This window comes from Bacillus sp. SH7-1, assembly GCF_008042405.1.
GTDB classification, from domain to species: domain Bacteria; phylum Bacillota; class Bacilli; order Bacillales; family Bacillaceae_G; genus Bacillus_A; species Bacillus_A thuringiensis_N.
This window is the reverse complement of record NZ_QNUD01000046.1, coordinates 35,829-43,915: the sequence shown is the minus strand read 5'-3', so window position 1 is coordinate 43,915 and position 8,087 is coordinate 35,829. Positions and strand designations below refer to the sequence as shown.

The following is an 8,087-nucleotide window of genomic DNA, read 5'->3' as shown; positions in this document are numbered from 1 at the left end:
TATCAACAATATCAACAATACCAACAACAATCTTCTCCTTGGACAGGTGGAATGGGAACAGGAGGAGCAGGGGCAGCAGCGGGAGCGGCTAGTATTAGTGGAGCAGCAGGACATGCGGGACACGTGGGTCATTAATGATTGGCAGAAAAAAAGACATAATAAAAAACTGCTAGGAAATCCTAGCAGTTTTTTTCAGCTTCTTGGCGCTGGCGTTCGATTTCAGCACGAAGTTGTGGCTCTGGAGCTTGCCAGCCTTCTGGTTTTAGAATTTTGCCGTCGCCTTCGCGGAAGCGAGGTTTTCCATCAGGGAATAGCTTTGCCATGTTTGCGTTATTTACAATTTCAAATCCTTTATCAGGACGTACGCCCATTTCGGCAAACGTGCCGAATGCAAAGTAAATAAGGTCAATTAGTGCATCATATTGATCTTCAACAGTCGTTGCTTCTAGAAATTCTTCTAGCTCTTCTTGCATAAAGCTAGCACGGATTTTTGCACGTTCTTCTGTTAATTTTGTTGGAGTATTTGTCACAGGATGTCCGAATACTTCATGCATTTTCGCAACAAGTTCGTACCCTTTATCTAAACCTTTTTCGTTTGTCATGTTGTTTCATCCTTTCTCGCTTTGTCCGAATCTCATTGTAACATAGGGTGATTATGAAATGAAAAGGGACTGTCTAAAAGTTTTATCTTTTAGTTAAGATAGTGATAGTAAAAGGTTATATCGATTTAACGGTAAAACATAACATAACCTATTCATAAAAGAAAGCCATCCCAGAATAATTTTGGGACGGCCCTGCTCGTTATTTTTCTTCTTTTATTAAAATGGATAAAATAAGGTCGATGCCAAACATACCAACGAGCAACATTGGTATAACGACAAGTAAATAACGTGTGAAGGAAACATTTTTTAAGTATGTATGAGCAAATAAAAAGACGCCGAGAAATAAAATACCATTTAAAATAGGCTTTACTAATTTTTTAGACATAAGCTCCCCCATAAATATCTTCTCTCTCTATCTAAAATAAAAACTCCTCTTTCCGTTGTATCATGCTGGAGAGAGGAGTTCAATCATTTCTCATTCAATTACACCAGAATTTGTAATATTTACGGTGTATTTTATATGAACCGGAACATCTTTATACATTTGTCTCCATTCTTCTAATTTGAATGGGCGATAATGTTGCTTATACTTTGCACCTAACCCGAGAGGATCGACGCCTAAAGATTTAAGTTGCTTAATTAACTTAGCAGCTTGTTTATCTAATTGTTTTTGGACATCTTTTTCAATGTTTTTTGTGTTCTTGTTATTTTCTAAGTTAATTTGTTTTGATAGTTCTTGAATACGTGCATCAAGACGAACGTGAATGAAAAAGGAAGGCTTCCCGTTTTTAATTTTTATATCGTAAGTTGGAACAGAACGAATATTATTAATCATTACGTACGCAGAGTCTGTTTTAAATTCATGTGAATCTAATTTATGTTTCTCTAACAATCCTTTAAATATGAACATATCTTTTTCCGCAATTTTACCGATATATTTATCCTTTTTAAAAAGGCCAATTCCGTTGATTTTTATTTTATCACCATGTTTCTTCAGAATGGGAATATAGTAGTCTTGCCCTTCTTGATAATAACGGAATGCTCCTACATGCAGATTATCCATTGGTAAAGGACCGGTCTCCATATTATGTTCTAGCAATTTTTTCATATAAATTGCAACGTTGTATGAAGTCGAATATTTACCTTTTAAAAGTTCAGTACCATTCCCCTCTAATAAAGCAACATATAAAGCGTTCCCTATGTTTACATCTCGAAGTAATGTGTCGAATGAAGTAGACATTCCTGTTTTCGCAAGTCTTATCGTATATAGAGCGATACGCATTTGTCCACTAGCAAAAGGTTGAGAAGACTCTAACGATGTGTCTGCTTTTACTTGTTTTACTGCATTTGCAGTTCCTTCAAAAACTTGAACTTTATTTCCTTTTTTCTGAATGGGACAAACGAATGTCACTTTTACTTTATTATCTTTTGCAACGTCAAATACGGTTCCTTGAATCAGTTGTACATCATCGATAATATTTTTTTGTAAACATCCAGTTAGACTGAAAAATGTTATACAAGAAATAAGTATTAATTTGCTTGTGCTTTTGATTTTTTCCATTTTCTTTTCACCCACACAATAATAAATAGAATTGGGATGTATACATAAATGAGCCAAAAACTAACTTTTGATGCATTACTAATAAAATTGTTAATATCGTGCCTGTTTGTTAAAAGTTGTGAAACAATAAGAGTGATAAAGAAAAAAGCAATTAAAATACCTCGTTGTTTTACACGGAATATTTCGTGAGTGCCTCTCATTGCCGCCCATAAGGGAAGGATAAAACTTGAAATAATAACGAGTGCATAAGCAGAAATTGCAATATATTCGAGCCTTTCTATAAATGGTAATTGAATGACTTGAGTCATAGAAAGTTGTGACCATATCGTTTTTAACAATTGTTTTTCGCTAAAAAAAGAAAAGGCTAAAAGGGTACTAAATAAATATAGAAGATTTGAAAATAGTGCTCCGTATTGAGCAAATTTATGAGACTGCATAGGCTTTTTTACAAACGGATAAACCATGAGATAAATCTCAAAACCGGTCATACTGTAGATTGACAGTTGAGCGGATTTTAAAATATCTGAAATAGAATGTGTGAATATAGGGAGTAAATTATCCCAATGAGAGTATTTCAAAACAAATAGGCTCAAAAATAAATACCCAAATGTACCACCAACAGAGATGACACAAATACCAGTAATGACCCGAAAACCGGACGAAATAATGTAGTAGCTAACTAAGCATAAAAAGAGTGTTAACATCCAAGTTGAAGCGGTAGGAAACATCCATACTTGAATGATTTCAACATATGTTCGAATGACGGAAATACTGACGATTAAAAAATAAGCCATAAAGATGATATTAATTCCGTTTCCTAGCCACTTGCCAAACGTTTGTCGATGTAAATCAATTAAGTTTCCATTTGTTTCTTTTAATAAGACATACATCATCCATATAAGAATATGGATACAGAGTCCTGTGATTACAACTCCCATCCAGCCGTCGTATCCAGCAGCCTTTGCAATAATTCGAGCGAAGCCGAGAACGCCAGCTCCAAACTGTGCACCGTGAATTAAGAAGAAAACAAAGACAGGAGATATTTGATATTTTTCTTGAACTTTACTCATCAATGCACCTCATTTCTTAATCATCAAAGTCCGATCGATGTTTTGTTGAAATTCCTTTTGCTGATTTTTTTACATGTTGTGGTCTTGCTTGTACATCTCTTGTATCAATCATTGTTAAAGGAAAACGAATCCAAGAGTCCTTAACGGATTGTTGTCTTGTCGGATAAAACAAAGCGTACGGCTTGCGTAAAGAAGTAAGTCTAAATAGATGAGTAAATAAAAAGATAAACCCAAGAGAAATCCCAAAGAGACCTCCTATTTCCGCGAAGATAAGAAATGGAAAACGTAGTAATCGAACAGCATTACCCATTTTATAAATAGGTGTAATAAAGGAAGCGAGTGCTGATAAGGCAACGATAATTAATAAAATATTACTCGTTAAACCAGCTTGTACAGATGCTTGCCCGATTACGATACCTCCTACAATACCGAGTGTTTGACCAACTTTCATCGGTAACCTCGCCCCAGCTTCTCTAAGTAAATCGATTGCGAGTTCTAAAAAGAGTGCTTCAATTAAAGGCGGGAATGGTACTTGTGCCCTTGATAAAATTAAAGTTTCAAGTAAATCACTCGGAATGAGTTCATAATGATAATTTAAAACTGCAACGTATAACGGTGTTGCGCATATCGAGAATAGAACGGCGATAAGGCGTAAAATCCTTGAAAATGTAGCGTATAGCCAAGAGACGTTGTAGTCTTCTGGTGAAATGAAAAAATCGAAATAGGATACAGGTGTTAGTAAAACACTTGGAGAACCATCAACAAAAATAGCGATTTTTCCATCTATTAGTGCTTTTGTAACTCTATCAGTGCGTTCTGTATTGATATAGAGAGGGAAAATCGACTTTTCACCCATTAATTCTTGTATATAAGCACTATCATTAATTTGATCATATTCAAGAGCACGTAATGATTCCTCGAGAAAATCTACATTATCTTTTTCAGCAAGGTTGTCTAAATACATCATGACAACTTTTGTTTTTGAAAACTCGCCGATAATCATCTCTTTTGTTTGTAAATCTAAAACAGGAAGACGTTTTCGAACTAAATTAATATTTGTATCAATATCCTCTACGAAACCTTCCTGAGGACCTATAACGGTCGATTCGTTTAAAGGAGGAGTTGGCGCACGATAATTATCAATTGCGATATTTGCGAGCATACATTTTTGATCTTGTTGATTTACTTGAACAATCGCATGCCCCTTTAAAACCATGTCCTCAATTTTTTGTAAATCGTTCGTAATTGTAATGCCGCTCATCGGAATATGTTCTTTCAGTTCTTCTAGTGAAGCCTTAGGTCGTTCCAAAAGAGTAGGCATTAAGTACTTTTGCAATTTCTCACCATCAAGTGAAGGACGATAGTAAGAAATCCAATAAGGCATCGTTTCATCGTCAGATGTATGGTAATTAACAAAATCACTAGACTTTTTCAGCTTCTCTATTAAATTTTGTAGAGAATGAATACGGTCTTTTTCTGGTTTTGTAAAATCATAAATACTATTACCTTTAGAGTGTTGCTGTTGCCCTTGAGAAGATTCGTCTTGCTTAGAGTCTTGTTGCTGATCCAGATCCGAGTTGTTTTGTTTAGAGTGTTGTTGTTGATTCTGATCCGAGTCGTCTTTCTTAGAGTGTTGCTGTTGCCCTTGAGAAGATTCGTTTTGTTTAGCACTTTGTTGCTGATTCTGCTCCGAGTTGTTTTGCTTAGAGTGTTGTTGTTGATCTTGCTCTGATTTGTCTTGCTTAGAATGCTGTTGTTGCTGTTGTTGCCCTTGATAAGATTCGTCTTGTTTAGCACTTTGTTGCTGATTCTGCTCCGAGTTGTTTTGCTTAGAGTGTTGTTGTTGATCGATTTGTCTTGCTTAGAATGTTGCTGTTGATCTTGCTCCGAGTTGTCTTGCTTAGAATGCTGCTGTTGCTCTTGAGAAGATTCGTCTTGTTTAGCACTTTGTTGCTGATTCTGATTCGATTTGTTTTGCTGCTTATATTGGGAAGACTCCTTGTGCTCCTCTTTTTTTTGCTCGCCATTGCTATCTTTATTATGTTTCATACTTCTAGTCTGTTGTTTGCTATCATCCTCTTGATTGTTAGGGTGTTGCTCTGAGTTACCTGTTTCGTTTTTCTCTTTTGTATTTGATTTTTTTTTCTTACGTAGCCAATTCCAAATCATATGTATGCCCTCTTTGATTTTGTAATATAGTGCTATTTTGTGGCTAATTTTGTATATTATTCATTTATTTATGAAAAGAAGGAGGAGATTGGTTTGCATAGAAAAAATCCTTTAGTAAGCAGTACATACTATGACGAGAAGAGGGCGAGTCTGTGCAATTTGTAAAAAAAGAGAAGTTTGCTTTAAAGGAGTTTACATTTGAAAATGGTAGGACAATTCCTGTTCAAATGGGGTATGAGACGTATGGTACTTTAAATAGAGAAAGATCAAATACGATTTTGGTTTGTCATTATTTTAGTGCAACTAGTCACGCAGCAGGAAAATATACAGCGCATGATGAGGAGTCTGGTTGGTGGGATAGTTTAATTGGACCGGGAAAAGCAATTGATACAAATAAATACTTTGTTATATGTACTGATAATCTTTGTAATGTGCAGGTGAAGAACCCTTATGTAATTACAACGGGACCGAAATCGATTAATCCAAAAACTGGAGATGAATATGTGATGGACTTTCCGGTTTTTACATTTCTTGATGTAGCTCGTATGCAATATGAGTTAATAAAAGATATGGGAATCGCAAGGCTACATGCTGTAATGGGACCGTCAGCTGGCGGGATGATTGCGCAGCAATGGGCTGTTCATTATCCTCATATGGTAGAGCGGATGATTGGTGTGATTACGAATCCGCAAAATCCAATTATTACATCGGTAAATGTAGCGCAAAACGCAATTGAGGCTATTCAACTGGATCCAAGTTGGAAGGGCGGAAAATATGGAGAAGTGCAGCCAATGAAGGGGCTTCATTTAGCAAATAGAATGATGTTTATGAACGCGTTTGATGAGCATTTTTATAAAACGACATTTCCTCGTAATAGTATAGAGAAAGAACCTTATGAAACATTTTCTGCATTAACATCATTTGAGAAAGAAATTAACAAAGTGACAAATAGAAGTATAGATTTAGTAGATGCAAATTCATGGATGTACACTGCGAAAGCAGTTTTATTACATGATATTGCGCATGGATTTTCGTCTTTAGAAGAGGCACTGTCTAATATAGAAGCAAATGTACTTATGATTCCGTGTAAACAAGATTTGCTTCAGCCGTCACGTTATAATTATAAAATGGTAGACATGTTGCAAAAACAAGGAAAGTATGCGGAAGTATATGAGATAGAAAGTATAAATGGGCATATGGCGGGAGCGTTTGATATTCATTTATTTGAAAAGAAAGTTTATGAGTTTTTAAATCGGAAAATGTCTAGTTTTGTATAGAAAATAAATGATGTGAAAAAGGTGCAATGTATGTAGTAGGCACCTTTTTTTACATGATTTGTAGGCGGAAAATATATGTGGCAATTGCTATACCGAAGAAAGCTATACTAAGTAATAGAAATAAAAATGATATTTCTTGTGGCGATTTTATCTTTTTATTATTTTTCATACTAAGAGCAATAATTGCAGCGATTAAGAAAATGATGCCCGTAATGAAAAGAAAAAGTGTCATTTTCATTGGCTCCTTTCATAAAACAAGTATATTGAGGATACAATGCACGAGTTATGTTTGTAAAGAATAAGTTTTGCGAGAAAATTGAGAAATAAATTCTCAGTTCTTTGCGTTCTTTCTTTCGCATGCTAAAATTGATGAGGAATGATTATTTAAAGAAGAAACTAAAGGTTTTATTGTATATAAGGAGGAACGACATATGACAGAAGTTAAAACAATTACAACAGAAGAAGTGCAAGAGCGTTTAGAAAATGGAGAAACGTTATTTTTAGTAGACGTAAGAGAAGATGAAGAAGTAGCAGCAGGAAAGATTCCAGAAGCTGTACATATTAAAATGGGCGATATCCCAAATAAAGTAGATTTCTTTGATAAAGAGAATGAATATATCTTTATTTGTCGTTCGGGAATGCGCAGTGAAAATGTATGCCATTATTTAAATGAACAAGGATTTAAAACAGTAAATATGGTTGGCGGAATGCTTCAATATGAAGGTGAAACGAAATAGTTAATAGTTAAAAACTTGGAACGAGTCTGTTTCAAGTTTTTTTCTTTTGCATACAGTGTACAAAAGGGGGATAGGTAAATGGGGATTAACTTGCGGAAAGTAAAAATTATGAATAATACAGGGGCTGTTAATGTCGGCGATTGTTATGATATCTCACCTTTAGCTGTAGCAAAAATATATGCAGGTGCTGGAGGGTCGAGTGCGGCTATTTTTTTAAATGGGAAAAGACAACCAGAAGCGGTAATTAGAACATCAGTGTTTCTTCCGCCATTAGCAACGAGTACACGTACATTAGGTTCATAGAGGAAAGGTAGAGTGTAATTATGCCTGCTCATATAAAAGAGTTTGTTATTGTGAATAACACTGGGAATATATTTACTGGTGATAATTTGAGTGATACTTCATTTACTGCTACGAAATCGTATAGTGGTTCAATGGGGTGTACTTGGATTGATGTTGTTACAGTAATAGGGACGGAGACGAAGCTTTGTTTACAGCCAGGAGATTCGGTGACGACAACATATACAAGAGGTACTCCTGCTGGTACTGTACCAGGAACAAACATGGGGCAAAGTGTAAACACATCGGGTATAGCACAAGCTGTCCCTAATACAGATAATATGGATTCAATTGCTGGACTCCCTTAAGAAATTAAGGGAGTTTTTATTATT

General features: G+C 35.3%; 9 protein-coding genes and 1 pseudogene. 4 read left to right on the top strand and 6 right to left on the bottom strand.

All coding sequences use genetic code 11. The features are described from left to right. Nucleotides 1-179: 179 nt before the first annotated feature. The 5 genes and pseudogenes from DN390_RS27490 to DN390_RS27470 all read right to left on the bottom strand — a co-directional run bounded on the left by DN390_RS27490 (nucleotide 180) and on the right by DN390_RS27470 (nucleotide 5,402). Nucleotides 180-602: a pyrophosphohydrolase domain-containing protein gene (locus DN390_RS27490; RefSeq protein ID WP_000180554.1), complete on the bottom strand. Its 423-nt coding sequence runs from the start codon at nucleotides 600-602 to the stop codon at nucleotides 180-182. Between the two features lie 199 nt (nucleotides 603-801). Next, the gene (locus tag DN390_RS27485) at nucleotides 802-987 is read right to left on the bottom strand and encodes a hypothetical protein (RefSeq protein ID WP_000038782.1); all 186 of its coding nucleotides are present in this window, start codon (nucleotides 985-987) and stop codon (nucleotides 802-804) included. 90 nt (nucleotides 988-1,077) lie between these two features. Then, nucleotides 1,078-2,163, bottom strand: coding sequence for a spore germination protein GerHC (gene gerHC, locus DN390_RS27480; RefSeq protein WP_147809013.1), 1,086 nt, complete (start codon nucleotides 2,161-2,163; stop codon nucleotides 1,078-1,080). After that, nucleotides 2,133-3,233 (bottom strand): spore germination protein, encoded by a 1,101-nt coding sequence (locus DN390_RS27475; protein ID WP_147809012.1) that lies wholly within the window; start codon nucleotides 3,231-3,233, stop codon nucleotides 2,133-2,135. The genes gerHC and DN390_RS27475 overlap by 31 nt, the downstream gene beginning before the upstream one ends. A 16-nt stretch (nucleotides 3,234-3,249) precedes the next feature. Further along, a pseudogene (locus DN390_RS27470) lies at nucleotides 3,250-5,402 on the bottom strand (spore germination protein). 152 nt (nucleotides 5,403-5,554) lie between these two features. Between DN390_RS27470 and DN390_RS27465 the strand changes: the two are divergent. Then, nucleotides 5,555-6,679 carry a homoserine O-acetyltransferase family protein gene (locus tag DN390_RS27465; RefSeq protein WP_147809011.1) on the top strand — a complete coding sequence of 375 codons (1,125 nt, stop codon included), beginning with the start codon at nucleotides 5,555-5,557 and terminating at the stop codon, nucleotides 6,677-6,679. A gap of 49 nt (nucleotides 6,680-6,728) precedes the next feature. On the opposite strand, the gene DN390_RS27460 is transcribed toward DN390_RS27465, so the two are convergent. After that, on the bottom strand, nucleotides 6,729-6,911 hold the full coding sequence (locus DN390_RS27460) for a hypothetical protein (RefSeq protein WP_016085879.1): 183 nt from the start codon (nucleotides 6,909-6,911) through the stop codon (nucleotides 6,729-6,731). A 199-nt stretch (nucleotides 6,912-7,110) separates the two neighbouring features. Here DN390_RS27460 and DN390_RS27455 point away from each other — a divergent pair, with 199 nt between their 5' ends. The 3 genes from DN390_RS27455 (at nucleotide 7,111) to DN390_RS27445 (ending at nucleotide 8,063) form a co-directional block, all read left to right on the top strand. Continuing rightward, nucleotides 7,111-7,416 (top strand): rhodanese-like domain-containing protein, encoded by a 306-nt coding sequence (locus tag DN390_RS27455; RefSeq protein WP_000141212.1) that lies wholly within the window; start codon nucleotides 7,111-7,113, stop codon nucleotides 7,414-7,416. A gap of 78 nt (nucleotides 7,417-7,494) precedes the next feature. After that, nucleotides 7,495-7,719: a spore germination protein gene (locus DN390_RS27450; RefSeq protein ID WP_000512467.1), complete on the top strand. Its 225-nt coding sequence runs from the start codon at nucleotides 7,495-7,497 to the stop codon at nucleotides 7,717-7,719. A gap of 20 nt (nucleotides 7,720-7,739) precedes the next feature. Beyond that, nucleotides 7,740-8,063, top strand: a complete 324-nt coding sequence (locus tag DN390_RS27445) for a hypothetical protein (protein ID WP_097950397.1) — start codon at nucleotides 7,740-7,742, stop codon at nucleotides 8,061-8,063. The last annotated feature ends 24 nt before the right edge of the window (nucleotides 8,064-8,087 follow it).